The 25,621-nt window shown below is 65.3% G+C and carries 21 protein-coding genes; 17 read left to right on the top strand and 4 right to left on the bottom strand.

The genetic code is table 11. From position 1 onward, the window contains the following. Positions 1-2,178: a 3-hydroxyacyl-CoA dehydrogenase NAD-binding domain-containing protein gene (locus tag ACU4IU_RS03980; RefSeq protein WP_446655913.1), complete on the top strand. Its 2,178-nt coding sequence runs from the start codon at positions 1-3 to the stop codon at positions 2,176-2,178. A gap of 93 nt (positions 2,179-2,271) precedes the next feature. Further along, positions 2,272-3,192, top strand: coding sequence for an NADP-dependent oxidoreductase (locus ACU4IU_RS03975; RefSeq protein WP_446655912.1), 921 nt, complete (start codon positions 2,272-2,274; stop codon positions 3,190-3,192). Between the two features lie 64 nt (positions 3,193-3,256). Here ACU4IU_RS03975 and ACU4IU_RS03970 read toward each other — a convergent pair whose 3' ends face one another. Continuing rightward, on the bottom strand, positions 3,257-3,883 hold the full coding sequence (locus ACU4IU_RS03970) for a TetR/AcrR family transcriptional regulator (RefSeq protein WP_139907209.1): 627 nt from the start codon (positions 3,881-3,883) through the stop codon (positions 3,257-3,259). 134 nt (positions 3,884-4,017) lie between these two features. Here ACU4IU_RS03970 and ACU4IU_RS03965 point away from each other — a divergent pair, with 134 nt between their 5' ends. The 4 genes from ACU4IU_RS03965 to cls all read left to right on the top strand — a co-directional run bounded on the left by ACU4IU_RS03965 (position 4,018) and on the right by cls (position 10,526). Beyond that, complete coding sequence (locus ACU4IU_RS03965; protein ID WP_376906106.1) at positions 4,018-5,631, top strand: carboxyl transferase domain-containing protein; 1,614 nt, start codon at positions 4,018-4,020, stop codon at positions 5,629-5,631. Between the two features lie 17 nt (positions 5,632-5,648). Then, a complete protein-coding gene (locus ACU4IU_RS03960) occupies positions 5,649-7,658 on the top strand; it encodes an acetyl-CoA carboxylase biotin carboxylase subunit (protein ID WP_446655911.1) in 2,010 nt (669 codons plus the stop codon). 47 nt (positions 7,659-7,705) lie between these two features. Then, complete coding sequence (locus ACU4IU_RS03955; RefSeq protein ID WP_434594242.1) at positions 7,706-8,878, top strand: acyl-CoA dehydrogenase family protein; 1,173 nt, start codon at positions 7,706-7,708, stop codon at positions 8,876-8,878. A gap of 175 nt (positions 8,879-9,053) precedes the next feature. Beyond that, the gene (gene cls / locus ACU4IU_RS03950) at positions 9,054-10,526 is read left to right on the top strand and encodes a cardiolipin synthase (protein WP_172173863.1); all 1,473 of its coding nucleotides are present in this window, start codon (positions 9,054-9,056) and stop codon (positions 10,524-10,526) included. Positions 10,527-10,635: 109 nt separating this feature from the next. On the opposite strand, the gene ACU4IU_RS03945 is transcribed toward cls, so the two are convergent. Both ACU4IU_RS03945 and ACU4IU_RS03940 read right to left on the bottom strand, forming a co-directional pair. Next, positions 10,636-11,565 carry a hypothetical protein gene (locus tag ACU4IU_RS03945; RefSeq protein ID WP_446655910.1) on the bottom strand — a complete coding sequence of 310 codons (930 nt, stop codon included), beginning with the start codon at positions 11,563-11,565 and terminating at the stop codon, positions 10,636-10,638. A gap of 312 nt (positions 11,566-11,877) precedes the next feature. Next, complete coding sequence (locus tag ACU4IU_RS03940; protein WP_139468677.1) at positions 11,878-12,699, bottom strand: HAD-IIA family hydrolase; 822 nt, start codon at positions 12,697-12,699, stop codon at positions 11,878-11,880. 181 nt (positions 12,700-12,880) lie between these two features. Here ACU4IU_RS03940 and ACU4IU_RS03935 point away from each other — a divergent pair, with 181 nt between their 5' ends. Continuing rightward, entirely contained in the window at positions 12,881-13,243 is a 363-nt protein-coding gene (locus tag ACU4IU_RS03935) for an ArsR/SmtB family transcription factor (RefSeq protein WP_446655909.1), read from the top strand. 83 nt (positions 13,244-13,326) lie between these two features. Further along, positions 13,327-13,839: an SRPBCC family protein gene (locus tag ACU4IU_RS03930; protein ID WP_446655908.1), complete on the top strand. Its 513-nt coding sequence runs from the start codon at positions 13,327-13,329 to the stop codon at positions 13,837-13,839. Between the two features lie 32 nt (positions 13,840-13,871). Here the strand turns inward: ACU4IU_RS03930 and ACU4IU_RS03925 are convergent, their stop codons facing one another. Then, positions 13,872-14,531 (bottom strand): histidine phosphatase family protein, encoded by a 660-nt coding sequence (locus tag ACU4IU_RS03925; RefSeq protein ID WP_172173851.1) that lies wholly within the window; start codon positions 14,529-14,531, stop codon positions 13,872-13,874. Between the two features lie 85 nt (positions 14,532-14,616). On the opposite strand from ACU4IU_RS03925, the gene ACU4IU_RS03920 reads away from it, so the two are divergent. From ACU4IU_RS03920 to ACU4IU_RS03880, 9 genes are all read left to right on the top strand, one after another. Then, positions 14,617-15,147, top strand: a complete 531-nt coding sequence (locus tag ACU4IU_RS03920; RefSeq protein ID WP_172173848.1) for a MaoC family dehydratase — start codon at positions 14,617-14,619, stop codon at positions 15,145-15,147. 8 nt (positions 15,148-15,155) lie between these two features. Beyond that, entirely contained in the window at positions 15,156-15,959 is an 804-nt protein-coding gene (locus ACU4IU_RS03915) for an HpcH/HpaI aldolase/citrate lyase family protein (protein WP_139468672.1), read from the top strand. Positions 15,960-15,972: 13 nt separating this feature from the next. Next, on the top strand, positions 15,973-16,638 hold the full coding sequence (locus ACU4IU_RS03910) for a peptide deformylase (protein ID WP_139468671.1): 666 nt from the start codon (positions 15,973-15,975) through the stop codon (positions 16,636-16,638). A gap of 87 nt (positions 16,639-16,725) precedes the next feature. Continuing rightward, a complete protein-coding gene (locus ACU4IU_RS03905) occupies positions 16,726-17,901 on the top strand; it encodes a hypothetical protein (RefSeq protein ID WP_446655907.1) in 1,176 nt (391 codons plus the stop codon). 51 nt (positions 17,902-17,952) lie between these two features. Then, on the top strand, positions 17,953-18,483 hold the full coding sequence (msrA, locus tag ACU4IU_RS03900) for a peptide-methionine (S)-S-oxide reductase MsrA (RefSeq protein WP_139468669.1): 531 nt from the start codon (positions 17,953-17,955) through the stop codon (positions 18,481-18,483). Then, positions 18,483-19,358, top strand: a complete 876-nt coding sequence (locus ACU4IU_RS03895; protein ID WP_139468668.1) for a nitroreductase family protein — start codon at positions 18,483-18,485, stop codon at positions 19,356-19,358. The genes msrA and ACU4IU_RS03895 overlap by 1 nt, the downstream gene beginning before the upstream one ends. Beyond that, positions 19,355-20,608, top strand: a complete 1,254-nt coding sequence (locus tag ACU4IU_RS03890; protein WP_139468667.1) for an MFS transporter — start codon at positions 19,355-19,357, stop codon at positions 20,606-20,608. The genes ACU4IU_RS03895 and ACU4IU_RS03890 overlap by 4 nt, the downstream gene beginning before the upstream one ends. Before the next feature lie 213 nt (positions 20,609-20,821). Then, entirely contained in the window at positions 20,822-24,823 is a 4,002-nt protein-coding gene (locus ACU4IU_RS03885) for an efflux RND transporter permease subunit (protein WP_446655906.1), read from the top strand. A gap of 24 nt (positions 24,824-24,847) precedes the next feature. After that, positions 24,848-25,609, top strand: a complete 762-nt coding sequence (locus ACU4IU_RS03880; protein ID WP_139468666.1) for a CPBP family intramembrane glutamic endopeptidase — start codon at positions 24,848-24,850, stop codon at positions 25,607-25,609. Positions 25,610-25,621: the final 12 nt, after the last annotated feature.

The raw sequence follows: 25,621 nt of genomic DNA, 5'->3' as shown, positions 1-25,621 counted from the left end.
ATGACGAACACTCAAACCACAGCTGCCGACTACCAGCGCAACACCGATGCCGAAGGCATCGTCACCGTCGTCATCGACGAACCCGGTGCCAAGGTCAACACCATGAACGACTACTTCGCAGCTGCCCTGGAGGCGACCGTGGAGTGGCTCGAAGCCAATGTCGATGACATCACCGGCGTCGTGCTGACCTCTCCGAAGAAGACCTTCTTCGCCGGCGGAAACCTCAACAAGCTGCGTGCGGCCGATCCGGCCAATGCTGAAGAGGAGTTCGCGACCGTCGAACACCTCAAGAAGGTGCTGCGTCGCCTCGAGACCTTCGGCAAGCCGGTCGTCGCCGCCCTCGGCGGTGCGGCACTGGGCGGCGGACTCGAACTCGCCCTGGCTGCTCACCACCGGATCGCCGCCGATGACAACCCGAGCGCCCGCTTCGGCTTCCCCGAGGTCTCACTCGGCCTGCTGCCAGGCGGCGGCGGAGTCGCCCGGTCGGTGCGCATGCTCGGCATCCAGACCGCACTGCAGAAGGCCATCCTGCCGTCGACGAAGTTCAAGGCCGCCGACGCCCAGGCGCTCGGCCTCATCGACGAACTCGCCCCCGCGGCCGAACTCGAATCCAAGGCCAAGGCCTGGATCAAGGCCAACCCCGAGGCTGTGCAGCCGTGGGACGTCAAGGGCTTCAAGATCCCCGGCGGCTCCCCGTCCTCGCCGAAGATCGGCGCGATGCTTCCCGCGCTGCCGTCCTTGCTGCGCAAGCAGGGCAAGGGTGCGCCGATGCCGGCTCCGCGAGCTGTGGTCGCCGCTGCGGTCGAAGGCGCACTGGTCGACATCGACACCGCGCTGACGGTCGAGTCCCGCTACTTCGTCAACGTCACCCATACTCCGGTGGCGAAGAACATGATCAAGGCGTTCTTCTTCGACCTCGGCCACATCAACTCCGGCGGCTCGCGCCCTGACGGTGTCACACCTCGTCAGGTGAAGAAGCTCGGCGTGATCGGTGCCGGAATGATGGGGGCGGCGATCGCCTACAGCGCAGCGAAGTCCGGTATCGAGGTCGTCCTCAAGGACGTCGAGCTCGCCAATGCGGAGAAGGGCAAGGCCTACGCCGCCAAGCGTGAGGAATCGGCCTTGGCCAAGGGCAAGACCACCGAGGCGAAGTCGCAAGCTGTCCTCGACCGGATCACCCCGAGTGCCTCGGCCGAGGATTTCGCCGGTGTCGACTTCGTCATCGAGGCGGTCTTCGAGTCCGTCGATCTCAAGCAGAAGGTGTTCCAGGAGATCCAGGACATCGTCGAGCCTGATGCGGTCCTCGGTTCGAACACCTCGACCCTGCCGATCACCGACCTGGCCAAGGGCGTCACCCGGGACAAGGACTTCATCGGTGTCCACTTCTTCTCACCGGCCGACAAGATGCCGCTGGTCGAGATCATCTGCGGTGAGAACACCTCCGACGAGGTCCTCGCCCGCACCTTCGACCTCGTGCAGCAGATCCGGAAGACTCCGATCGTCGTCAACGACTCGCGCGGATTCTTCACCTCCCGCGTCATCGGCACCTTCATCGCCGAGGCGGTCGCCGCCGTCGGCGAAGGCGTGGAGCCGGCCAGCGTGGAACAGGCGGCACTGCAGGCCGGGTACCCCACCGGTGCCCTGCAGCTGCTCGACGAACTGACGCTGACCCTGTCGCAGAAGATCAACAAGGAGACCCGCGACGCGGTCGAGGCCGCTGGCGGCACCTGGATAGCCCACCCCTCCGAAGCCGTCTTCGACTGGATGGTCGAGCAGGGACGGACTGGACGCAAGGACGGCGCCGGCTTCTACGACTACGACGAGAACGGCAAACGCACCACGCTGTGGCAGGGTGTGCGCGACAAGTACGAATCGGGATCGAATGATCAGCCCTTCGCCGATCTGCAGGAGCGGATGCTCTTCGCCGAGGCGATCGAGACGGTCAAATGCCTCGACGAGGGTGTGCTCACCTCGGTGCCGGACGCGAACATCGGTTCGATCTTCGGCATCGGATTCCCCGCGTGGACCGGCGGCGTGCTCCAGTACGTCAACCAGTACGAAGGCGGTCTGGCCGGCTTCGTCGACCGGGCGAATGATCTGGCTGCGAAGTACGGCGAGCACTTCACACCGCCGGCCTCGCTGGTCGAACGCGCGAAGACCGGGGAAACCTACGAGTAAGAGGAGACCCCTGGAATAGCCTGATGGCCTTCCGGTGTTGTCCAATCACACTGAGACTTCAGTGTCACTGACATCTACCGGAAGGCCATTGCCATGCGCGCCGCCGTCTATGACGCCTACACCGAGAACTTCGACGACATCACCGTCCGCGAGCTGCCCGATCCGAAGCTGCCGCCCGCCTCGGTGCTCATCGAAGTCAAGGCTGCCGGAGTCAACCCGGTCGACTGGAAGCTCGTCGGCGGGCACCTCGACCCGGTCATGCCCACGCAGTTCCCCGTCATCCCGGGCTGGGACGTCGCCGGTGTCGTCGTCGGACTCGGCTTCGACACCCCGGAATTCTCCATCGGCGATGAAGTCGTCGCCTATGCACGCAAGGACGTGCTCGGCGGCGGGACCTTCGCCGAGAAGGTCGCCGTCCCCGTGCGTGCGGTCGCCCCGAAGCCGAAGAGTCTGAGCTGGGAACAGGCAGGCGGACTGCCGTTGGCCGGCGGCACCGCTCTGCGGACCCTCGAGTCCCTCGGCGACCTGGAGGGCAAGACCGTGCTCATCCACGGAGCGTCCGGGGGAGTGGGCGGCTTCGCCGTGCAGATCGCCCGGGCCGCCGGAGCACGCGTCATCGGCACCGCGTCCGAAGCCAATCATGAATACCTGCGCGGACTCGGCGCCGAGCCCGTGACCTACGGCGACGGCCTGGTCGAGCGCGTTCTCGAGGCTGCCGGCGGCCAGGTCGACGGGGTCGCGGACTTCGTCGGGGGAGTCCTCGACGACACCCTGGCCGTGCTCGCCGAGGGCGGAGCGCACGCCTCGGTGGCCGATCCCAGCGTCGCAGAGCACGGCGGACGCTACATCTGGGTGCGTCCCGACGGCTCCGAGACTGCTCGCCTCGGTCTCCTCGTCGACGAAGGAAAACTCACCGTCGACATCGCCGGCACCTACGGCCTCGACGATGTTCCCCGGGCCTTCAAGGACAGCGCCACCGGTCACGTCCGCGGCAAGCTCGTCATCGTGCCCTGAATATCGGCTATACCGTCCTCGGTGATCGAAATATCGCCGAGGCGGGACTCGGCTGATCCGGTGATCAGCTGAGTCCCAGCGCCGCAGCCGCTGCGGCGCGCAATTCGACCCCGACCACCTCGGCGCTGGAGCGACGAGCCTGGTGCGGGGTCGAATTCATCATCCCGAACGCCGCATGCACGCGCACAGTGGCCGATTCCAGAGTCCACGCCGGATGGGCGGCCTCGACGACCTCCGCCCACCGACTGACATAGGCACGCTGGAGACGGCGCACGGTCCGTCGCGATTCGTCCGGCAGCGCCTCGAGGTCACGGTCCTGGATGCGGATGAGCTCGGGCTCGCTCATGGCGAAGTCGACATGGAAGTCGATGAGACGCCGCAGGGTCGGGACCGCCTCGGTGGGAGAGATCCCCGACGCGGTGTCCCATGCCGCGGAGACGATCTCCTCGCCTCCGGACTGGAGATACGCAGAGATGCCGACGAGGAGTTCCTCGAGCACGGCCTCCTTCGACGAGAAATGCCGGTAGACCGCCGGCGCCGAGATCCCCGCACCTTTGCCCAGGTCGTCGAGGCGCACCCCATGGAAGCCGTGCCGGGCATAGAGCGTCTTCGCGACCTCGAGCAGCTGCTCGCGCCTGGCTGCCTTCGCCGCTGCCCGCGCCGTCGGCTTGGCCTCGTCCGAGATCGACATCCGGCCTCCTTCCCTGAGCCTGATGCCCACCGCCTGGGACGACGTCGGTGCGGGCTGGCTCGTGCGTTGTCAGTTCTGCCTGTGAGCAGTATCATAGCAGTCAGTTAAGAATCATTAACTGAAATGAGGATGGAATGAGAGCAGTGGGAACTGCGGTCAGTCCGGCGACGGGGCAGGTCAACTCCGAGGCCCACGCCGAACTCATCGCTGAACTCCGGGAGCGCATTGCGGCCACAGCCCGCGGCGGTTCCGAGAAGTCCAGACAGCGCCATATCGATCGCGGAAAGCTGCTGCCGCGTGAGCGAGTAGAGCATCTCCTCGACCCCGGCACTCCCTTCCTCGAACTCTCTCCGCTGGCCGCCAACGGCATGTATGACGACGCCAGCCCGGGCGCCGGAATCATCACCGGAATCGGGCGGGTCGCCGGCCGCGAATGCGTGATCGTGGCCAATGACGCCACCGTCAAGGGCGGAACCTACTACCCGGTGACCGTGAAGAAGCACCTCCGGGCCCAGGAAGTCGCCAAAGAGAACAGCCTTCCGTGCATCTACCTCGTCGACTCCGGTGGCGCGAACCTGCCGAATCAGGACGACGTCTTCCCCGACCGAGAGCACTTCGGTCGCATCTTCTTCAACCAGGCCACACTCTCCGCTGCCGGAATCCCGCAGCTGGCCGCCGTCATGGGCTCCTGCACCGCCGGCGGCGCCTACGTCCCCGCGATGGCCGACGAATCGATCATCGTCTCCGAGCAGGGCACGATCTTCCTCGGGGGGCCACCTCTGGTCAAGGCCGCCACCGGCGAGGAAGTCACCGCCGAAGAGCTCGGCGGCGGAGCCCTGCACTCCCGGGTCTCCGGCGTCACCGACCACCTCGCGGCCAATGACCCCCATGCACTGGAGATCATGCGCGACATCGTCTCGACTCTCGGGCCGAAGAGCACTCCGAACTGGGACGTCATCGAATCCCGCATGCCGGCGCACTCGCCGGAGGAGCTGACCTCGGTGGTGCCGGTGGACTCGCGCACACCGTATGACGTCCGCGAGGTCATCGCCCGCCTCGTCGACGGATCCGAGTTCCACGAGTTCAAAGCCGAATACGGCACGAGCCTCGTCACCGGATTCGCTCACCTCGACGGACACCCCGTCGGCATCATCGCCAACAACGGAATCCTCTTCGGCGAATCCGCGCAGAAGGGCGCCCACTTCATCGAGCTCTGCGACCAGCGCAGCGTGCCCTTGGTGTTCCTGCAGAACATCTCCGGATTCATGGTCGGCCGCGACTACGAAGCCGGCGGCATCGCCAAACACGGTGCGAAGATGGTCAACGCCGTCGCCACCGCCCGCGTCCCGAAGTTCACCGTCGTCATCGGCGGCTCCTTCGGCGCCGGCAACTACTCGATGTGCGGCCGCGCGTACTCCCCGCGTTTCCTGTGGATGTGGCCCAATGCCCGCATCTCCGTGATGGGCGGCGAACAGGCCGCCAGCGTGCTCTCGACCGTCAGGCGCGACCAGCTCGAGGCCCGCGGCGAGGAGTGGAGCGCCGAGGCCGAAGACACGTTCAAACAGCCCATCCGCGACCAGTACGAAGCCCAGGGCAACCCGTACTACTCGACGGCTCGCCTGTGGGATGACGGAATTATCGAACCCGGTGACACCCGCCAGGTACTGGCACTGGCCCTCGAACTCGCCCGCTTCGGACCGATGGAACGCCCGCTGAATGCCAGCGGCTACGGCGTCTTCAGAATGTGAGCCCCACCATGACGAAAATGTTCACAACAGTCCTCATCGCCAACCGCGGCGAGATCGCCCTGCGCGTCATCCGCACCTGCCGCCGACTCGGCATCCGCACCGTCGCCGTCTACTCCGACGCCGACGCCCGTGCGGCCCACGTCAAGGCCGCCGACACCGCGGTCCACCTGGGGCCGGCCGCCGCCTCCGAGTCCTATCTGCGCATCGACAAGGTCATCGCCGCAGCACAGGCCACGGGAGCCGAAGCCATCCACCCCGGCTACGGGTTCCTGTCGGAGAACGCCGAATTCTCCGCTGCCTGCGCCGACGCCGGAATCGTCTTCCTCGGCCCCGGAGCCGACGCGATCCGGACGATGGGCGACAAGATCACCGCGAAGCAGGCTGTCTCCTCCCGCGGGGTGCCGCTCGTGCCCGGCACGAAGGACGCCGCGATGAGCGACGAGGCCCTCATTGCGGCTTCGACGGACGTCGGCTTCCCCGTGCTCATCAAGCCCTCCGCCGGCGGCGGCGGCAAAGGAATGCACGCGGTGTTCGAAGCCGACAAACTCGCCGAGGCGCTGCGGACCGCCCGCCGCGAAGCCGCGAGCTCCTTCGGCGACGACACGCTGTTCCTCGAACGCCTCGTCGCCACCCCGCGCCATATCGAAGTCCAGATCATGGCCGACGCGCACGGCAACGTCATCCACCTCGGCGAACGCGAATGCTCCCTGCAGCGCCGTCACCAGAAGGTCATCGAGGAAGCACCCTCTGCGCTGCTGGACGAAGAGACCCGCGCCCGAATCGGCCAGGCCGCCTGCGAGACCGCGAAGTCCGTCGGCTACGTCGGAGCCGGTACTGTCGAGTTCATCGTCGGGGCCGACCGTCCCGATGAGTTCTTCTTCATGGAGATGAACACCCGACTGCAGGTCGAACACCCCGTCACCGAGGAGGTCACCGGAGTGGACCTCGTCGAACTCCAACTGCGCGTCGGCGCGGGCGAAGAGCTGCCGCTGACGCAGGATGACATCACACTGACCGGGCATTCGATCGAAGCGAGAATCTACGCCGAGGATCCCTCGCGCGGATTCCTGCCCACCGGTGGGCGTGCCCTCGACGTCGTCTTCCCAACCGGTGAGGGCATCCGCGTCGATGCCGGCCTCGACGCTGGCCAGACCATCGCCTCTGACTACGACCCGATGATCGCGAAACTCATCGTCCGTGCCGACGATCGGGCAGCGGCGCTCAAGCGGATCGATGCCGCGCTCGCCGACTCGGCGGTGCCGGGAATCGTGACGAACATCGACTTCCTGCGCACCCTTCTCGCACTGCCCGAGGTGATCTCCGGGGACCTCGACACCTCACTCATCGACAACCTCGGCGAGGATCAGCTGGCGCACAGCGCCGGTGAGACCCACGCGCAGCTGGCGGCCGCCGCTGTCACGGTCACCGGGGGAGCGGCAGGCACGACCCTGACCGGACCGGTCACGGACGCCGAACTGACCGCGAATCGGTCGGCCGCCTCGGCGTGGGCAGGACCGAGCGCCTGGCGCACCTCACGTCCGGACTTCCACCCCACGGTCACCCTGGCCACGGGCGGAGAGACGGTCGACGTCGAGACTCGAGCGGGAGCCGTCGAGGTCGATGCCGACGGACTGTGGCATGTCACCCTCGACGGGATTCAGCACACGGCGCGGATCTTCTCCGATGCCCGTGACCGCAGCATCTGGGTGAGCACCGACACCGGAATCCACGTCTTCACCCGGCCCTTGGCCGATGCGTCGCTGACGCCTGGGCTGGAAGGCTCGCAAGTGCTCGCACCGATGCCCGGCTCCGTCGTCGATATCAAGGTCGAAACCGGCGACCACGTCGAACAGGGCGATCCGATCGTCGTCGTCGAGGCGATGAAGATGGAGCACGTGCTCACCGCACCCGCAGCCGGAATCGTCACCGTCGCCACTGTCGAAGGCGCCCAAGTCGCTCTCGACGAAGTGCTCGCCACAGTCGTCGACGAAGCCGCCGCCGAGGTCGTCGCAGACGCCACCGAATAATCATCAGCCACTCACACCACAACCACGCCACAAGCGGGGAGGAAACAATGGAAACCTTTGTTCCGGGAATGCTGCCCGAAGAATACGAAGACCTGCGTCAAGGTGTCGCGAAATTCGCCGACGAAGAGGTCGCACCCGTCTCAGCCGAACTCGACGCCAAGCACGAGTTCCCCTACGACCTCGTTGCGAAGATGGGCGAGATGGGGCTGTTCGGTCTGCCTTTCGACGAAGAGTACGGCGGAATGGGCGGCGACTACTTCGCTCTGTGCCTGGCCATCGAAGAACTCGGCCGGGTCAACCAGTCCCTGGCCATCACGCTCGAAGCCGGGGTCTCGCTCGGAGCGATGCCGATCTACCGCTTCGGCACCGAAGAGCAGAAGAAGGAATGGCTGCCGAAGCTCACCGACGCCTCGGGCCTGGCCGCCTTCGGCCTGACCGAACCCGAGGCCGGATCCGATGCCGGCGGCACCCGGACCAAGGCCACTTTGGACAACGGGACCTGGACGATCAACGGCAGCAAGTGCTTCATCACGAACTCCGGCACCGACATCACCCGCCTGGTCACCGCCACCGCCGTGACCGGAACCCGAACCTCGAAGTCGGGCCGCGAAGTGCCTGAGATCTCGACGATCATGATCCCGACCGGCACCCCCGGCTTCACCGCCGAACCGGCCTATGACAAGGTCGGCTGGAACTCCTCGGACACGCACCCGCTCACCTTCGACAATGTGCAGGTGCCCGAAGAGAACCTGCTCGGCGAACGCGGACGCGGCTACGCGAACTTCCTTCGCATCCTCGACGAGGGCCGCATCGCCGTGGGCGCCCTGTCCGTCGGCGCCGCCCAGGGCTGCGTCGACGAATCAGTGAAGTACGCGAAGGAACGCCAGGCCTTCGGCAAGCCGATCGCCGACTTCCAGGGCATCTCCTTCAAGATCGCCCGCATGGAAGCACGCGTCGTCGCAGCCCGGTCGGCGTACTACCTCGCGGCTTCGCGGATGCTCGCCGGACTCCCGTTCAAGAAGGAAGCGGCTATTGCGAAGATGATCGCCGGCGAAGCAGCCATGGACAATGCGCGCGACGCCACCCAGATCCACGGCGGCTACGGCTTCATGAACGAATACCTCGTGGCTCGCCACTACCGCGACTCGAAGATCCTCGAAGTCGGCGAAGGCACCACCGAGGTCCAGCTCATGCTCATCGCCCGCGAACTCGGACTCTGAGCTCCCGCTCCTGATCTGAGAGCAGGTGCCGACCTTCCGTCGGCCACCCATGCCAAATCGCCCGCCGAGGCGGTGCCGCACATCCGTACGGACGTGCAGGTCCGCCTCGGCGGGCGATATTCTTATCCGATAACACCGTGAGGTGAGACGTCGACCGAAGGGGAAGTGGGAGCACATGGATCTCAGCATGGTGGCATCGGTGGCGACGACGACGTGGATCGTCATCGAATACATCGTGAAGATCATCGCGGTCGGTGTGGTGCCGGAGAACCGTCGCCCGTCATCGTCATCGGCATGGCTGCTGCTCATCCTGTTCGTGCCGATCGTCGGAATTCCCGCATTCCTGCTGCTCGGCAGCCCTTATATCAACCAGCGCCGGGCGCGGATCCAGGCCGAAGCGAACGAACTCATGCACGAAGGCGCCGACGACCTGCCCGATGTGCCGCCGTCTCTGGTCGCCGAGCCCGAATTCGTCTCCGTCGCCCAGCTGGGGCGGGCACTGACCGCGCTGCCGATGGTCACCGGCGACAGCCATGGGGTGATCTCTGATTACGCAGCGTCGATCGCGCGGATGGCCGAACTCGTCGACGAAGCACACGAATACGTCCACGTCGAGATCTACATTATGGCGTGGGATTCGACGACCGACGTCTTCTTCCAGGCGCTCGAGCGAGCATCTGCGCGCGGGGTCGAAGTCCGTGTCCTCTTCGACCACATCGGATCCCGGAAGTATCCGGGATTCCACCGGCTCGGCAAACGACTGAACGCGGCCGGCATCGAATGGCACCTGATGCTGCCGTTCATTCCATGGCGAGGCAAGGCTAGGCGCATCGACCTGCGCAACCACCGCAAGCTGCTCGTCATCGACGGCAAGCGGGCGATGATGGGTTCGCAGAACATGATCGATTCGAGCTACCTCAACAGGAAGAACTCACAGATCGGCCGGAACTGGCACGACATCATGGTCGAGCTTTCCGGGCCCATCGTCGCCGGAATCGAGGCGGTGTTCTCCACCGACTGGTATTCCGAATCGGGACAGGCTCTGGGCATCCGCCCGTACGAGCGCGACGGCAACGAGCCCGAAGTCGGCGGGGCGACGAGCGCGATGCAGCTGGTTCCTTCGGGGCCCGGGTTCACGACCGCTCCGAACCTCAAGGTCTTCACCTCGATGATGTACCTGGCGCAGAAGCGTCTGGCCATCGTCAGCCCCTACTTCGTGCCCGACGAATCGCTGCTGGCCGCCGTGGAGACCGCGGCCAGGCGTGGGGTCGACGTCGAACTCTACGTCAGCGAGCAGGCGGACCAGTACATGGTCGACCGGGCACAGTCGTCCTACTACCGGTCGCTGCTCGAAGCTGGGGTGCGGATCTTCCTGTACCCGAAACCCGCCGTGCTGCACACGAAGTGCTTCATCGTCGACGACCTCTATGCTGTGATGGGCTCATCCAACATGGACATGCGCTCGTTCGGCCTCAACTACGAGATCAGCCTGCTGACCACCGGCGGCGACCTGGTCGACGACATCATCGATGTCGTCGCCGACTACCAGGGCGTCAGCGACGAACTCACCCTGGAGGAATGGGAGAAGCGGCCATGGCCCCGCCGCTATATGGAATCCGTCATGCGCCTGACGTCGTCGCTGCAGTAGGCGGGCTAGGGACAGGCTGCTTCGCCGAGAAACGGGCTGAGGCACGGCTGCTTCGCCGAGAAACGGGCTGAGTGTCGAGAAACGCACGTGCGCGCCCGTGTCTCGACACTCAGCCCGTTTTTCGCTGATCAGTCGTCTCGATGGCCCGCTTGATCGCAGCGAAGATGCGAGGTCTGAAGAGGTCGCCGAAGCTCAGGTTGAAGACCTTGAAGCCGGCGTTGAGAAGATCCATATTGCGCTGATGACTCAATTTGGCCGCCTCATCAGGGCCGTGAGGGTTGAGATAGAACTTGCCGAGACCGTGGACTTCCACTGCGACAGCAGCGGACCTGTGCCGAAAGTCATTGCGTCCGATGAACTTGCCCGACTCTGTGAACGTGTCGACCTGCGGGACCATTCCGGTTACTCCGAAGCGATGGAACTTCACTGCGCAGACCGCCTCGGCTGGAGATTCATATTCGGCGCTCGAGAGATCAACGGCCAAGAGGGCTCTTCGGCGTCCGCGTTGCCCTTTCGCCAACAGATCGGTGATGTCTGCCCGGTCCACCTCTCCCGAACGGAGTGCTTGAGAGATGAGCGGTACAGAAACTTCGAGCGAACGGTCAAGAGCAACGTCAGCCAGAGTCCTGGGCAGAGTGGTGACCGGATAGGCGAACTCGGATGAGACCTGTTCCGGTGGAAGTCTGCGCGAGTAGATGAACACGCCGTCGTAGTTGCGGGTAGGGGAGTTCCTGGAGATCTCGACTTTCGACGATTCGAGCACAGCGGGGTCAAGACAGTGGATGAGCGCGGCCGAAACATGAGAGAACACATCTCCCGGCAGAAGCTCACCGAGGCGGCATGCGATCTGGACCCGCAGCTCCTCGGCTTCGTCCCGCAGATCTCCGAAGGTTTTTGGAAACGAAGTGTCGTGATCCGTGGAAAGACCGCGGATGGGTCCGTGATGGCTATCATCACACGACTTGCGGATCACGTAGTGACCCTTCCTGGCTAGGCGCAGGCAGCATCGTTTGGCTTCGGCCAACTGTCTGCGGGACATGCCGAGTCCACGGAGCTGTTGCGCTGTCAGCACTTGGAACATCTATCAAGGATGCTCTTAAAATATACCAAATGCAAGCAAATACTATTAAACGTGGTTTATTTGTGTGGTCAGATGGTGCAGCTTCGGCGACGGCGAAGGTGAAGGGATTGATGCAGCACGGGCCTGTGCTGGGTTGCAAGGTCGCCGGCTCCATCGAAAAACGGGCTGAGTGTCGAAACACGGGTGTACGCACCCGTGTTTCGACACTCAGCCCGTTTCTCGGCGGCCCGGGGTGCATGCCCCCTGTCTCTCGGCGAAGGAGTGCGTGCCTCAGGCGGAACCCGTGGGGTCGGGGCCGAGGTCGCCGCGGCTCTCCAGCGGCACGTCCAGCAGATTGTGGACGCCGTCGACGATCTCGTTGGGTCGGAACGGAAAGCGGCGGACATCCTCGGCGGTGGAGATTCCCGACAGCACGAGGACCGTGTGCATGCCCGCTTCCATGCCCGCGATGATGTCGGTGTCCATGCGGTCGCCGATCATTGCGGTGCTCATCGAATGGGCGCCGATCCTATTCAGGGCCGAGCGGAACATCATCGGGTTGGGCTTGCCCACGACGTAGGGTTCGCGGTTCGTCGCCTTCGTGATGAGAGCGGCGATGGCGCCGGTGGCAGGCAGGACGCCCTCGGGGGAGGGGCCGGTGGCGTCGGGGTTCGTGACGATGAAGCGGGAGCCGGCGTCGATGAGGCGGATCGCCTTCGTGATCGCCTCGAACGAATATGAATGGGTCTCGCCGACGACGACGAAGTCCGGGTCGTGCTCGGTCATGACGAACCCGGCCTCGTGGATCGCCGTGGTCAGCCCCGCCTCGCCGACGACATAGGCCGTGCCGTGCTCGACCTGATTGGACAGGAAATCCGCGGTGGCCATCGCAGAGGTCCAGATGTTCGACTCGGGGACGTCGAGCCCATTCGAGCGCAGCCGGGCGGAGAGATCACGAGCGGTGTAGATGGAGTTGTTCGTCAGCACCAGGTAGGGGATATCGGCCTGACGCCACTGGGCGAGCAGCTCTGCGGCTCCCGGCAGAGGATTGTTCTCCTTGACCAGGACACCGTCCATATCGGTCAGCCAGCAGTCGATCGAATCGCGATCCATGTCTCTCCTCGAGCTCGGGGTGGGCCGAAGCGGCTGCTTCCAGCCTAGTCGGGTTGGGCGCAAGTGTGCTGAGAAGTCCGATCCGGGGTGCCGTACCCCCTTTGCGGATCGTCCCCGAGCCCCCTTGGCGGAGCGGTCGAAGAGTGTATTGTAGAAATCTCTTAATTAAGGGGATGCTTAAATGAGTATGGATCACGTCTTCGCGGCGCTAGCCGATCCGACGCGTCGGGCGATCATCGATCGTCTGCGCGGGGGAGACAAGACCGCCGGTGAGCTCGCGGAACCGCTGCCGATCAGTCGTTCCGCGGTCTCCCAACACCTCAAGGTGCTCGAGACGGCGGGGCTGATCACCCGATCGAAATCCGCGCAGCAGCGCATCGTCGCACTCAACGCCGATGCCCTCACTGAGGCCGCCGGCTGGCTGCAGGCGGCCCACGACGAATGGCAGCAGCGCTTCGACAGCCTCGACCTCATCCTCGCCGAGGAGGTGCCCACCGATACATCGACGACCGATCCGTCGACCGCAGGTCGAATTGCGGACTGACCATCGACCGCAACGACGTACCGAATGACGCAGACATCACGTATGACGCAGACATCATGCACGACTCAAGGAGGAGAACAGCGATGAACGCCGAGAACACAGCCAACACAGACACCACAGCCAACACAGTGACTGATCCGAACAGCGCACAGGCGGGAGAACCCGGATTCACCATCGTCCGCGAATTCGCCGCCCCGCGCGCCCGCGTCTGGGAAGCCTGGACGAACCCGGACGTCATGGCCCGCTGGTTCCACCCCGAGACGCTGGTCACTCCACGCGAATCCGTATCCGTCGACCTACGGGTCGGCGGCGAATACACCTATACGATGCGCATACCCGATACGGGGCAGGAGTTCCCGACCGCCGGGAAGTACCTTCACATCGACGAGCCCGTCCGCCTCGACTTCACTTGGGGAAGTCCCGGCGAGGTCGACGATGCCCCGCGCGTCAGCGTCGCACTTGAGGAGATCGGCGCCGACCGCACTCGCATGACGTTCACGCTGACCGGCCTGCCCAATGACTCGGGTGAAGACGCCAGTGCCTACGACGGATGGTCATCGGCCTTCAACGAACTCGGTACAGAGCTCGGGTCCTGACCGGTGCCGACTGATCACGGCGGTGGACCGCCTCAGGCATCGCCGAGGTGGTCCACCGCAGCGAGCGACCGCAGGGTCCGATTGCCGAATCGATCGTCCTCGGTCAGTTCGGTGATGCACCCGGAATGCGCGGCGAACGTCGCCCGCCCCATCGCCTCGAGAGGCAGTTCGAGCCACCGACCGATGACGAACGTGTGGGCGAAGCCGTGGGTGACGACCACCTGGTGCGAGGCTCGCTGCGTGAGGATCTCGCCGACCGCGGCGTAGATCCGAGCACCGGCCTCGCGTCGCGTCTCCGCGCCGTCGATGCCTTCGGCATGATCGAGGCGCATCGTGTGGTCGAAGGCGTCGTCGGGCACGGGTGGGAAGATGAAGCGCGCGTCCAGCCAGGACTGCTCCCGTCCCTCCGCGACTCCGTACGACTTCTCGCGCAGACCCGGGTGGTCGATTGCGCGCGTGCCGAGTCGATCGGCGATCACTTCGGCGGTCCTGCGCGTCCGTTTGAGATCAGAGGTGAATACCGGCGCGGAGGCGGCCGTCGGGATCCGCGACCGCAGTTCGGCGGCGATGCGATCGGCTTGGAGTTCGCCGCGGACGGTGAGCTCGGAATCGTGCCACCCGCCGACCCGGGCCTCGAGATGGTGTCGGGCCTCCGGGTGGGTGACGACGAAGAGGGATCGTGTGATGGCCATGGTGTGCTCGATCCTACCGACCCCCGGGTCGCAGGGGTCCGGTGAATGGCGATAAACTCAAATCACGACGAGTGAGGAGCGTTACATGAGTGACAAGGTCATTGCACAACGAGGTCTGTGGCTGGACGAGATGGAAGTTGGCGCCACCTATAAGCACGCACCGGGCCGCACAGTCACCGAAGCGGACAACACCCTATTCACGGCCGTGACGATGAATACCCAGGCCCTGCACCTCGACGCGGCATGGTCGGCTACCGAACCCTTCGGCGAGCGCCTCGTCAACTCGATGTTCACCCTGGCCACCCTCATCGGTCTGTCCGTGTCCCAGCTGACGCAGGGAACGACAGTCGGAAACCTCGGCTTCTCCGAGGTCAGCTTCCCGGCACCGATGTTCCACGGCGACACTCTCTACGCAGAGACGACGATCCTCGACAAACGCGATTCGAAGTCCCGTCCGGGCCAGGGCATCGTCACCTTCGAACACCGCGGCTACAACCAGGACGGCAAACTCGTCGCGAAGGCCGTGCGCCAGGCGATGATGTTCGACTCCAGCCACGAGTCCACGGCGGCGAAGTCCGCCGCCGACACCGCCGATCAGACCGACACCGGAAAGTGAGCCCCCAGATGTCCCTCGAGTTCAAACCCGCCTGGCTCTTCGTCCCCGGCGATCGTCCCGATCGGTACACGAAAGCAGCCGAACGCTCGGATATCGTCATCCTCGACCTCGAAGACGCCGTCAACGAGGCCGACAAAGCTGCCGCACGGGAGTCCATCGTCGACTTCCCGCTCGACCCGACCCGCACGGTCGTGCGGGTGAACTCCCACGATTCGGGCCACCTCGGCGAAGATCTGAAGATGCTCGCGCGCACCGAGTACACGGCCGTGATGCTGCCGAAGGCGGAGCTTGCATCTGATGTGTCGATCCTGTCCGGGTTCCAGGTCATCGCGCTCATCGAAACCGCGCTCGGAGCCGTCAACGTCGCCGAGATCGCCGCTGCGCCGAATGTCTATGCGCTGATGTGGGGTTCGGAGGATCTCATCGCCGACCTCGGCGGAGGCTCCTCCCGCAGGGCCGATGGTGGCTACCGGGAGGTGGCCAAGCATGTGCGCAGTCAGACCCTCCTCGCCGCTCGGGCCCATCGCAAGTTCGCGCTCGACTCGATCTGGGCGGACATCCCGAACCTCGAAGGACTGGCAGCCGAGGCCGAAGACGCCGTACAGTCGGGGTTCTCCGGCAAGGTCTCCATCCACCCCAACCACGTGCCCGTCGTCCGCGACGCCTTCCGCCCCAGCGACGAACAGCTGACCTGGGCGCGGTCCGTGCTCGACCTGGCGAAGACGGAGAAGGGCGCATTCTCCTTCGAGGGCAAGATGATCGACGCCCCGCTGCTCAAGCACGCCGAACTCATCGTCGCCCGCGCGAACTGAGGGACACCACCTCGTGAACGTCTCCGATGCGCTCATCGCCGACCAGATCCGTGCCGTCCTCACCGCCGCCGAGACGGGGGACGGGACCGCGCCCATCGTCGAGGCAGGGAACCCGGTCCTCCGGTCCCAGACCCGCCCTTTCGACGGGCAGGTCGACGACGCCGAGCTCGAGCAGCTCGCCGAGGTGATGCGAGCGACCATGCTCGCCGCCCCGGGAGTCGGCCTTGCCGCCCCGCAGGTGGGCATCGGCCTGTCGATGTTCGTCGCCGAAGATCCTGGTGCCCGCGATCCCGAGGTCGCGAAGGTCCGGCAACGGGAGCCGATGCCGCTGAGGGTGGTCCTCAACGCGGGCTGCGAACGCGCCGGAGGTGAGGACGTCGCCTTCTATGAAGGATGTCTGTCGATCCCCGGCTACCAAGCCGTCGTGGCCCGCCCCCGCAACATCGCATTGACGGGCATCGACCTGCAGGGCGACCCCATCGCCGAGGAGGTCTCCGGCTGGTCGGCGCGCATCGTCGCCCACGAGACCGACCACCTATCCGGGATCCTCTTCCTCGACAAAGCCGAGATGCGATCCCTGGCGACGAACGAATCCGTGGCGAAGTTCTGGCACCAGCCCTCGACACAGAAGGCCGCCGCAGAACTCGGCTTCTCCTTGCCTTCGGGCATGGTGATGTGAACCTCCGCCGCGGTCGCCGGTCCGGATACCGCCGAGACTGTTGACCGCTCTCATCTGCGTCACAGGCGGGCATGTTTCGATAAGGACATGCGACTTCCCGACATCCCCCTTCGTCATCACCGAACCGTCCGTACCGCTGCCGCACTCGGCACCGGCGCCCTCGCGCTGGTGCGCCGCCGCGACGTCTCCGCCGAACGCCAGACCGGCCTGAGAGCGGGAACCGCCCTGGCCAATGCGGGCCTGACCTGGCTCACCGGGTCCCGGGCCTTCCTCGGCAAGGTGGGCGGATCGAGCGGCATCGACGAATTCCTCGGAGCCTTCTCCACCAGAGGGAGCGGTCCCGTCCGATATGCTTCCTCTCCTGCGCACATCTCTGACGTCGGAGTACTCGACGGCGATGCCGCCGCGGATACTTGGTGGGACGAACAGGCGAGCGTGACTTCCCCGGCGTTCCTCAATGCGGTCACCGCGGCAGCAGCGGGAGCGGCCTCATGGGCGCTCTGGCCGCTGACGGAGCGGCTGGCGGAGGCTATCGATGCGAAACTGCCGACGGGCGTCGGCCGAGGTCTCAATGCCGTCGTCAACGGCGGGCTCGTCGCGGTGACAGCGGTCCTCATCGACAAGGTCGAGAAATGGGCCGACGACGTCGAGGACTTCGACTACGCGCCGGTCGAGATCGAACTGCCCACCCGCATCCGGGAGTCGGTGAACCTCCTGTTGTCACAGCCGCATCCCGTCGCACAAGCCACCGCCGAGGCAGTGTCCGAGCAGCTCGACACCGCGCGCTTCTTCGTCTGGGTCACCTACCCGAGAGCTGAGTATCCGGGAAACGAGCCGATCATTCTGGACCCCGACCGGCTGGCCGAGATCATCAGGAACGAAGACATCGAGAGCATCCACGTCTACCCCGCAGCATCATCCCCGCGGGTGGTCCCGGCAACGCAGACATACCCGGTCGTTGGGATCAGGCACAGCGCGGACCAAGATGGGGGAGAGACGGCTGAGAGGGAACTGAGTCTGAGCATCGTCAACGGCTATCTCGACGCCATCTCGTTCAGCTCGCCTGATTCAGATTTCAGGGTCTCCGAGGATCTTCCCGAGGACTCTGTGCCGGGAACGCTGCATCCCGAGGGCCTCGAACAGGAGTCAGACTATGCGGGCTACTCGAGCAGTTTCGAGATCCTCGACGAGGACGAACAGATGACCGTGCTGGCGACGTGGCCTGCCCCCGATCAGCTGACCTTCCGCGCCGATGGCAGCTGATCGTACCGCTGGGGCCGGGAATAACCTGCTCGCGTCATCGTTATACGTTGCATGAGCGATCTTCGTACCCTCACCCTCGGCGCCGGCTGCTTCTGGTGCCTCGACGCCGTCTACCAGCGGACCACCGGCGTGAGAGAAGTGATCTCCGGCTACACCGGCGGACACACCGACAACCCCGGATACCGTGAGGTCTGCTCCGGGATGACCGGCCATGCCGAAGCCCTGCAGGTGACCTTCGACGCCGACATCGTTCCCGAAGACGTCATCCTCGGCCTGTTCTTCACCGGCCACGACCCCACGAGCCTGAACCGCCAGGGCTACGACGTCGGCACCCAGTACCGGTCGGCCATGTTCTATCGCGACGAGACCGAGAAGCAGCACTTCGCCGAGGCCATCGAATCCGCGCAGAACCTGTTCGACGATCCGATCGTCACCACCCTCGAACCTCTCGGTACCTTCTATCCCGCCGAGGCGGTCCACCAGGACTTCTACACCGCGAACCCGGACAACGGCTACTGCCGTGTCATCATCGACCCGAAACTGCACAAGGCCCGCACCGCCTTCGCCGAATGGGTGAGCTGATGGGCAGTCACAAAAAGGACAGATGCAAGAAGTCCAAACACAAGGACCGCAAACGGTCCAAGGACTCGGGCAAGGCCTGCGATGTGACGAAAGACCGCGTCCGTGCCCACTTCCTCGACGGCAACACCGGACCATGGGCGAAGAGCCTGGCCGCGCAGGAAGCCCAGAACATCCAGGGCGCACAGTTCGATGTGTCCCCGCGGGACGGGGCTCACCCCACCGAGGCGGCCGCCGTCTCGGCGAGTGACCGCACCTCAGCCGTGACTCCCACTCGCCGCGGTCCCGACTACTCAGCGCCGTCGTCGATCGACATCGTCGCCGATCCCGTCCTCCACGCCCTGAGCACCCGACGGTCGATCTCAAAGGTCGACCCGGTGACCCCGAACGACTCCGACCTGCTTGAGATCATCCGATCGATCTCCTCGGTCGCCGACCACAAGTCACTGCGCCCCTGGCGCTTCCTCATCATCCGCGGAGACGACCGGCACCGCCTCGGCGACGCCCTCGACGAAGCCGCCGGCGTCGTCCGCAAACCCGGCGAGACCAATACGAAGCCGCTGCGGGCCGAACTTCTGCTCGCCCTCGTCTCCTCACCGGTCGAACATGACAAGGTTCCCGAATGGGAGCAGCACGCGACCGCCGCTGGTGCCGGCCACCTGCTCGAACTCGCCCTGTGGCAAGCCGGCTGGGGAGTCATGTGGCGCTCGGGAACCCTGACGAACACCGAACCGGTCCGCCGCCTCCACCGCCTGAACGATCATGAACTGCTCATGGGCTGGTTCTACATCGGAGCCGTCCCCGAACGCTACCGACAGCGCCTGACCACGAGCACTCGCCCCCTGCCGAAGCCCGAACAGTTCCTCGATACCCTGTGAGCACTCCCGGCACCGACACTCCGGAAACGCGCCGCCTGCCCAAGGAGATCTATGTCCTCGTGGCAGCGGCCTTCATCGTTGCCCTGGGCTACGGAATCATCGCACCCGTCCTGCCGCAGTTCGCGGCGAGCTTCGACTTCGGGGTCACCGCCGCAACCATCGTCGTCTCCTCGTTCGCATTCTTCCGGTTCGTGTTCTCACCCTCATCCGGGCGCCTCGTCGATGCCTTCGGCGAACGCCGCATCTACATCACCGGTCTCCTCATCGTCGCAGCCTCCACCGCGGCCGTCGCCTTCGCTCAGAACTACTGGCAGCTGCTGATCTTCCGCGGACTCGGCGGCATCGGCTCGACGATGTTCAGCGTCTCCGCGATGGCGCTCATCGTCCGCCTCGCCCCGATCGACGCCCGCGCGAAGGCATCGTCGACGTATGCGACCGCATTCCTCGTCGGCAATATCGCCGGACCCGTCCTCGGCGGTGCCATGGCCGGATGGGGGATGCGCATTCCGTTCATCATCTATGCCGTCGGTCTGCTCATCGCCGCCATCGTCGTCCGCGTCTTCCTCGCCTCCACCGCATCCTTCGGCTCCTCGACGAAATCCGGGCGTGCCCGGCTGGAAGCGGAGAAGGACAAGCAGCAGCAGGAAGTCATGTCCTTCCGGGAAGCCTGGAAGGATTCGGCCTACCGGTCGGCGCTCATCTCCGCCTTTGTCCAAGGCTGGTCGGCGATGGGCATCCGCGTGGCCATCTACCCGCTCTTCGCCATCCAGGCCCTTAAGGCCGATACCGCAGTGGCCGGACTGGCGCTGACCATGTTCGCCATCGGCAATGCCTCGGCCGTGACGGTGGTCGGACGCTTTGCCGACACCGTCGGGCGCAAACCCTTCATCCAATGGGGCCTGTTCGTCCTCGGCGTGACCACCGCGGCGCTGGCCTTCATCGATTCGATCTGGCTGTTCTTCGTCTTCTCCATCATCGCCGGGATCGGCTCCGGCCTGGCCAACCCCGCTCAGCAGGCCACCGTCGCCGACGTCATCGGCCGCGACCGCAAGGGCGGCCGAGTGCTCGCCCGCTACCAGATGGCCCTCGACGGCGGAGCCATCCTCGGCCCGATCATCGCCGGAGCCGTCGTCGATCACTTCGACTACTCGTGGGCGTTCCTGCTCACCGGTGTCCTCGGCATCGTCGCCGCGGGCCTGTGGTTCTTCGGCCGTGAGACCCGTCCCCGCCGACCGGCCGGCGTTCAATAGCCTGCCGACAGCTCGGCGCACCGGCAACAGCTCGGTGCACGGACCGAGCTGTTGCCGGTTCACCGAGCTGTCGCACGAAACGCGACGCGTCGGGATTCTGATTCCGAAAAGTCAGGTTTTCCTCATGTGCGGTTCAGGGGACACTCACTAGGATGGTTGGTTGAGTCGGCGTTCTGCGTCGTCGCCCTGTCTACGACAAAGAAAGTCCCCCTCGTGAGTTTCCTGACCCGGCTGAGTCTGAAGAACCGGGCGCTCATCGCGCTCATCTCCGTCGTCGCCATCATCTTCGGCGTCATCGGTGCCGGTGCTCTCAAGCAAGAGCTCTTCCCGTCCCTCGACAACCCACAGGCCACGGTCACCGCCTCCTATGAGGGAGCCACCCCCGAGGCCGTCGAATCCGAAGTCACCGACCCACTCGAAGGGGCGCTGACCGCACTGCCCGAGGTCGAGGACATGACCTCGACCTCCTCGGCGGGCAGTTCGCAGATCACCGTGAGCACGAAGTACGGCGACGACTCCGATGACGTCGTCCGTGCCCTGCAGCGCGCTGTCTCCCAGGTGCAGCCGACCCTGCCCGACGGGGTCGAACCGAACGTCATGATGATGGGCACCGATGATATTCCGGTGCTCGCCCTGTCCGTGACCTCGGATGCCGATGAAGACCAGCTGGCGGCGAATCTCGAGGACATCGTCGAACCGGAGCTGAAGAAGGTCGACGGCGTCTCCCAGGTCCAGATCGCCGGAGCGAAGACCAAACAGGTCGAGATCAGCATCCGCCGCGACGACCTCGAGGACGAAGGAGCCAACCTCGACGAGGTGGCCGGAATCCTCCAGTCCAACGGTGTGCCCACCTCGGCCGGTGAGCTCAAGGGCGACGACGGCGCGGCCCCGGTCGAGGTCGGCACCCGCATCCGCTCGATCGATGCGATCAAAGACCTCGTCATCTCCGGCAAGGACGGGCCGATCCAGATCTCCGACGTCGCCGACGTCAAACTCGTCGACGAGCCGATCGAGTCGATCTCGCGCACCAACGGCGAACCCTCGCTGTCCGTGTCGGTGATGAAGGAATCCGACGCGAACACCGTCGACGTCTCTCACGCGGTGGCCGACAAGCTGCCCGAACTCGAGAAGATGATGGGTGACAACACGGAGTTCGTCTCCGCGTTCGACCAGGCCCCGTTCATCGAACAGTCCATCCACGACCTGCTCAACGAGGGTGGGCTGGGCCTGATCTTCGCGGTCCTCGTCATCCTCGTCTTCCTGCTCTCGGTGCGGGCGACGATCATCACCGCCATCTCCATCCCGCTCTCCCTCCTCATCGCCATGATCGGGCTGTGGATGGGCGGGGAGACCCTCAACATGCTCACCCTCGGTGCGCTGACGATCTCCGTCGGCCGCGTCGTCGACGACTCCATCGTCGTCATCGAGGCGATCCGCAGACGCCACGCCTCCGGCGGCGACAAGTTCTCGAACATCCTCGCCGCCGTCTCCGAAGTGGCCGGTGCCATCACCGCATCGACGCTGACCACGGTGGCCGTGTTCCTGCCGCTGGCATTCGTGACCGGGCAGACCGGAGAGATGTTCCGGCCCTTCGCCCTGACCGCGACCATCGCCCTGCTCTCGTCCCTGTTCGTGGCACTGACGATCGTGCCCGTCCTCGCGTACTGGTTCCTGCGTCAGCGTGAAGCGAAGGTCAAGCTCACCCGTGCGGAGAAGGCGGAGATCCGTCGCAGCCGCAAGTCGATGCTGTCGCAGTGGCGGGCAGAGAAGAAGGAAGCGAAGAAGGCCGACAGGAAGCGCGACCTCGTCGCCGCCGGTGCCGAAGCCGAGGACACCGGTCCTCGAGACAGTGTTGAATCGTTCCCGCGCGCTGATGCCTCCGCACAGGCCGGTGCCACGACTCGAACCGATGCGACCGGAGTGGCAGCGGGCGGACCGCGCTACGGCGAATCCGAAGACGGAACGGAAGCGGTCGACGAGCTCGCCGGAATGCATTCGCCGGTGACGCGACTGCAGAAGACCTATATGCCGGCCATCGGGTTCTCGACGAAGCACCCGATCATCATGATCCTCATCGCCGTGCTCGTGCTCGCAGGCACCGGAGCGATGATCCCACAGCTGAAGACAGAGCTCTTCGGCGACACCGGGCAGGACTCACTGCAGATCTCGCAGACCTTCGACCCGGGCACCGACCTCGATGAGGCCTCGGAACAGGCGAAGAAGGTCGAGGACATCCTCGCCGACGAATCCGATGTCGACAACTACCAGTTGTCGCTCGGCGGCACGTCGTTCGGCTTCACCGACGATTCGTCGCTGACGGGCACCTATATCGTCAACACAAAGTCCGGAGTCTCGGCGCAGTCGATCTCCGCAGATCTGCAGAAGCAGTTCGACGGCCTCAAGGGCGCCGGCGACGTCGAGGTGGCAAGCCAGAGCTCGACCCCGGGTGCGCAGACCATCGACGTCACACTCACGGCCACCGATCCCGAAGAACTCGAGGACGCGACGAACAAGGTCAGCGACAAGCTCGAGGGCGTATCGTCGGCGCAGTCGGTGACGAGCGATACCGCCGCGGTCCAGCCCGTGATCGAAGTCAAGGTCGATCATGAGAAGGCCGCAGAGGAGAACCTCACCGAGGCGGCCATCGGCCAGTATGTGCAGCGTGCCATGCATGGCCAGCAGATCGGTGAGGTCGTCATCGACGATGTCTCCCATTCGGTGCTGCTCTTCGATCGCAATGCCGACACCGTGGAGAAGCTGCGCGAACTCAAGATCCCGGGCAAGCCGGAAGAGACGGCTCCCGCCGGAGGAGCCGGCGCAGGTGCGGCAGGCGGCGCCGGTGGTGCGGCCGGAGGTGCCGGTGGCTCAGGTGACGCCGGCGCGGCCGGTGGTGCCGGAGGAGCTGGCGGTGGTGCCGGAGGTTCGGGTGACGCTGGTGGTGCCGGAGGCGCTGGCGGTGGTGCCGGAGGTTCGGGTGACGCTGGTGGTGCCGGAGGCGCTGGCGGTGCCGGCGGCGCAGGCGGTGCTGGTGGTGCGGCCGGTGGTGCCGGTGCGACAGGCGGCGATCCGAATGCTGGTGCTCCCGTGACCTCGGAGCCGCGCTTCATCGAACTCGATGAGGTCGCCGACGTCAAGGAGGTCAAGACCGCACCGACGATCCGCCACACGGATTCGCAGCGTTCGACCACCGTGTCCGTGACTCCGGAAGGCGATGACCTCGGAGCCGTGTCGACCGAGGTCCAGTCCGCCCTCGACGAGGTGGACCTGCCCGATACGGTGTCCGTCGACACCGGCGGTGCCACCCAGGAGCAGAACGAAGCGTTCTCGCAGTTGGGGCTGGCGATGCTCGCGGCGATCCTCATCGTGTTCGTCATCATGGTCGCCACGTTCAAGTCGCTGCTGCAGCCGCTGATCCTGCTGGTCTCGATCCCGTTCGCGGCCACCGGTTCGGTTGCGCTCTCGCTCATCACCGACACTCCGCTGGGGCTGACGTCGATGATCGGTCTGCTCATGCTCATCGGCATCGTGGTGACGAATGCGATCGTGCTCATCGACCTCATCAATCACTTCCGAGTGCGCGGGGTCGATCTGCGTACGGCCATCGTCCACGGTGCCCGGCTGCGTTACCGTCCGATCCTCATGACCGCGGCCGCCACGATCTTCGCTCTGCTGCCGATGGCCCTCGGGCTCACCGGCGGGGGAGTGTTCATCTCGAAGCCGCTGGCGATCGTCGTCATCGGCGGCCTGGTCAGCTCGACGCTGCTCACGCTCATCCTCGTGCCCGTGCTCTACCTGCTGCTCGAAGGAGTCAAGGAACGCCGGGCTGAGAAGAAGTACGTGAAGAACATGGCTCGCGGTGAGGTCCTCGACGCCGCCGAGGCACGGGCACATGAGAGGGAGACCGCCGCTGTGACAGCCGGTGCCGGGGCCGCTGCCGTCAGTTCCGACGACACTCGGGCACGGGCAGAAGGGGAGGCCCCCACTGAGGCGACCGCACCGACCGCGGACTCGACGTCCGCGGATTCGGGCAGGGCCGTCTCGGCGTCGGATGGATCGACGGACGCCGACCGCCTCGGTGACCGCCGCGACGACGAACCGACCGGCAGCGACGGACGCGACGACGACGGGATCCGGGGCGATGGGCCGGGAACGGACTTCACCCTGCGCAGCCAGCAGCCGCGTCGTGATGACGGGGACGGCGAACCCAAACACTGACCCGTCCCGGCTAGAGTTGAGTCCATGACGACCGAGCTCGAACCACAGGAGAGAAAGCGCCTGTGGTTCGAGCTCGGTCTCATTGCGGCCCTGTCCCTGGGCCAGGCATCCGTCTATGCGATCGTCCGTCTGGCAGACATCGCCACGCGCGGACCGATCAGCGACGCCCAGGCCAAGCTCAACACCTCGATCTCGCCCCGGCCGGCCTTCGATCTGATCTACCAGCTTCTCGACATCGGCTTCACCCTCGTGCCCGTCGCCCTCGCGATCTACCTGCTCAGTCGAGACCGACCGGCCCTGCCGCTGCCGATCAGGCTCGGAGTCGACGGGCACCGACTGCGCGACCTGGGCCACGGTGTACTCATCTTCCTCGTGATCGGCATCGGCACCCTCGGGGTGTACGCGGGCGGCAGGGCACTGGGGATCACTGCCGAGATCCAGCCGTCCAACCTCGGCGATCATTGGTGGACGATTCCCGTGCTGCTGCTCTCGGCCGCGAAGAACGGAATCCTCGAAGAGGTGCTCATCTTCGGCTTCGGGGCGCTGCGACTGCGGCAGCTGGGCTTCGGGCCCTGGCCGATCATCATCTCCCTGGCGATGTTCCGCGCCAGCTACCACCTCTACCAGGGCATCGGCCCGTTCATCGGCAACGTCGTCATGGGCATCATCTTCGGCTGGTACTTCCTGCGCAAGGGCAGACTCATGCCGTTGGTGTGGGCGCATGTCATCATCGACGCCGTCGGATTCCTCGCCCCGGGAGTGCTCGCCCTCGTCGACTTCGGCTGAGTGCTGCAGGCG

This window comes from Brevibacterium sp. CSND-B09 (assembly GCF_052906525.1).
Note: the sequence above shows the minus strand (reverse complement) of the source record. Positions and strands in the feature narration are given on the sequence as shown.

Bases quoted from the DNA above. Each gene is read 5' to 3' on its own strand.
- ACU4IU_RS03935 (WP_446655909.1), top strand. From the start codon at position 12,881: ATGAGTATGGATCACGTCTTCGCGGCGCTAGCCGATCCGACGCGTCGG.
- ACU4IU_RS03965 (WP_376906106.1), top strand. From the start codon at position 4,018: ATGAGAGCAGTGGGAACTGCGGTCAGTCCGGCGACGGGGCAGGTCAAC.
- ACU4IU_RS03945 (WP_446655910.1), bottom strand. From the start codon at position 11,565: ATGTCCCGCAGACAGTTGGCCGAAGCCAAACGATGCTGCCTGCGCCTA.
- ACU4IU_RS03925 (WP_172173851.1), bottom strand. From the start codon at position 14,531: ATGGCCATCACACGATCCCTCTTCGTCGTCACCCACCCGGAGGCCCGA.
- ACU4IU_RS03905 (WP_446655907.1), top strand. From the start codon at position 16,726: ATGCGACTTCCCGACATCCCCCTTCGTCATCACCGAACCGTCCGTACC.
- ACU4IU_RS03970 (WP_139907209.1), bottom strand. From the start codon at position 3,883: ATGTCGATCTCGGACGAGGCCAAGCCGACGGCGCGGGCAGCGGCGAAG.
- ACU4IU_RS03915 (WP_139468672.1), top strand. From the start codon at position 15,156: ATGTCCCTCGAGTTCAAACCCGCCTGGCTCTTCGTCCCCGGCGATCGT.
- ACU4IU_RS03895 (WP_139468668.1), top strand. From the start codon at position 18,483: ATGGGCAGTCACAAAAAGGACAGATGCAAGAAGTCCAAACACAAGGAC.
- msrA (WP_139468669.1), top strand. From the start codon at position 17,953: ATGAGCGATCTTCGTACCCTCACCCTCGGCGCCGGCTGCTTCTGGTGC.
- ACU4IU_RS03955 (WP_434594242.1), top strand. From the start codon at position 7,706: ATGGAAACCTTTGTTCCGGGAATGCTGCCCGAAGAATACGAAGACCTG.
- ACU4IU_RS03880 (WP_139468666.1), top strand. From the start codon at position 24,848: ATGACGACCGAGCTCGAACCACAGGAGAGAAAGCGCCTGTGGTTCGAG.
- ACU4IU_RS03980 (WP_446655913.1), top strand. From the start codon at position 1: ATGACGAACACTCAAACCACAGCTGCCGACTACCAGCGCAACACCGAT.
- cls (WP_172173863.1), top strand. From the start codon at position 9,054: ATGGATCTCAGCATGGTGGCATCGGTGGCGACGACGACGTGGATCGTC.
- ACU4IU_RS03975 (WP_446655912.1), top strand. From the start codon at position 2,272: ATGCGCGCCGCCGTCTATGACGCCTACACCGAGAACTTCGACGACATC.
- ACU4IU_RS03930 (WP_446655908.1), top strand. From the start codon at position 13,327: ATGAACGCCGAGAACACAGCCAACACAGACACCACAGCCAACACAGTG.
- ACU4IU_RS03920 (WP_172173848.1), top strand. From the start codon at position 14,617: ATGAGTGACAAGGTCATTGCACAACGAGGTCTGTGGCTGGACGAGATG.
- ACU4IU_RS03960 (WP_446655911.1), top strand. From the start codon at position 5,649: ATGTTCACAACAGTCCTCATCGCCAACCGCGGCGAGATCGCCCTGCGC.
- ACU4IU_RS03940 (WP_139468677.1), bottom strand. From the start codon at position 12,699: ATGGATCGCGATTCGATCGACTGCTGGCTGACCGATATGGACGGTGTC.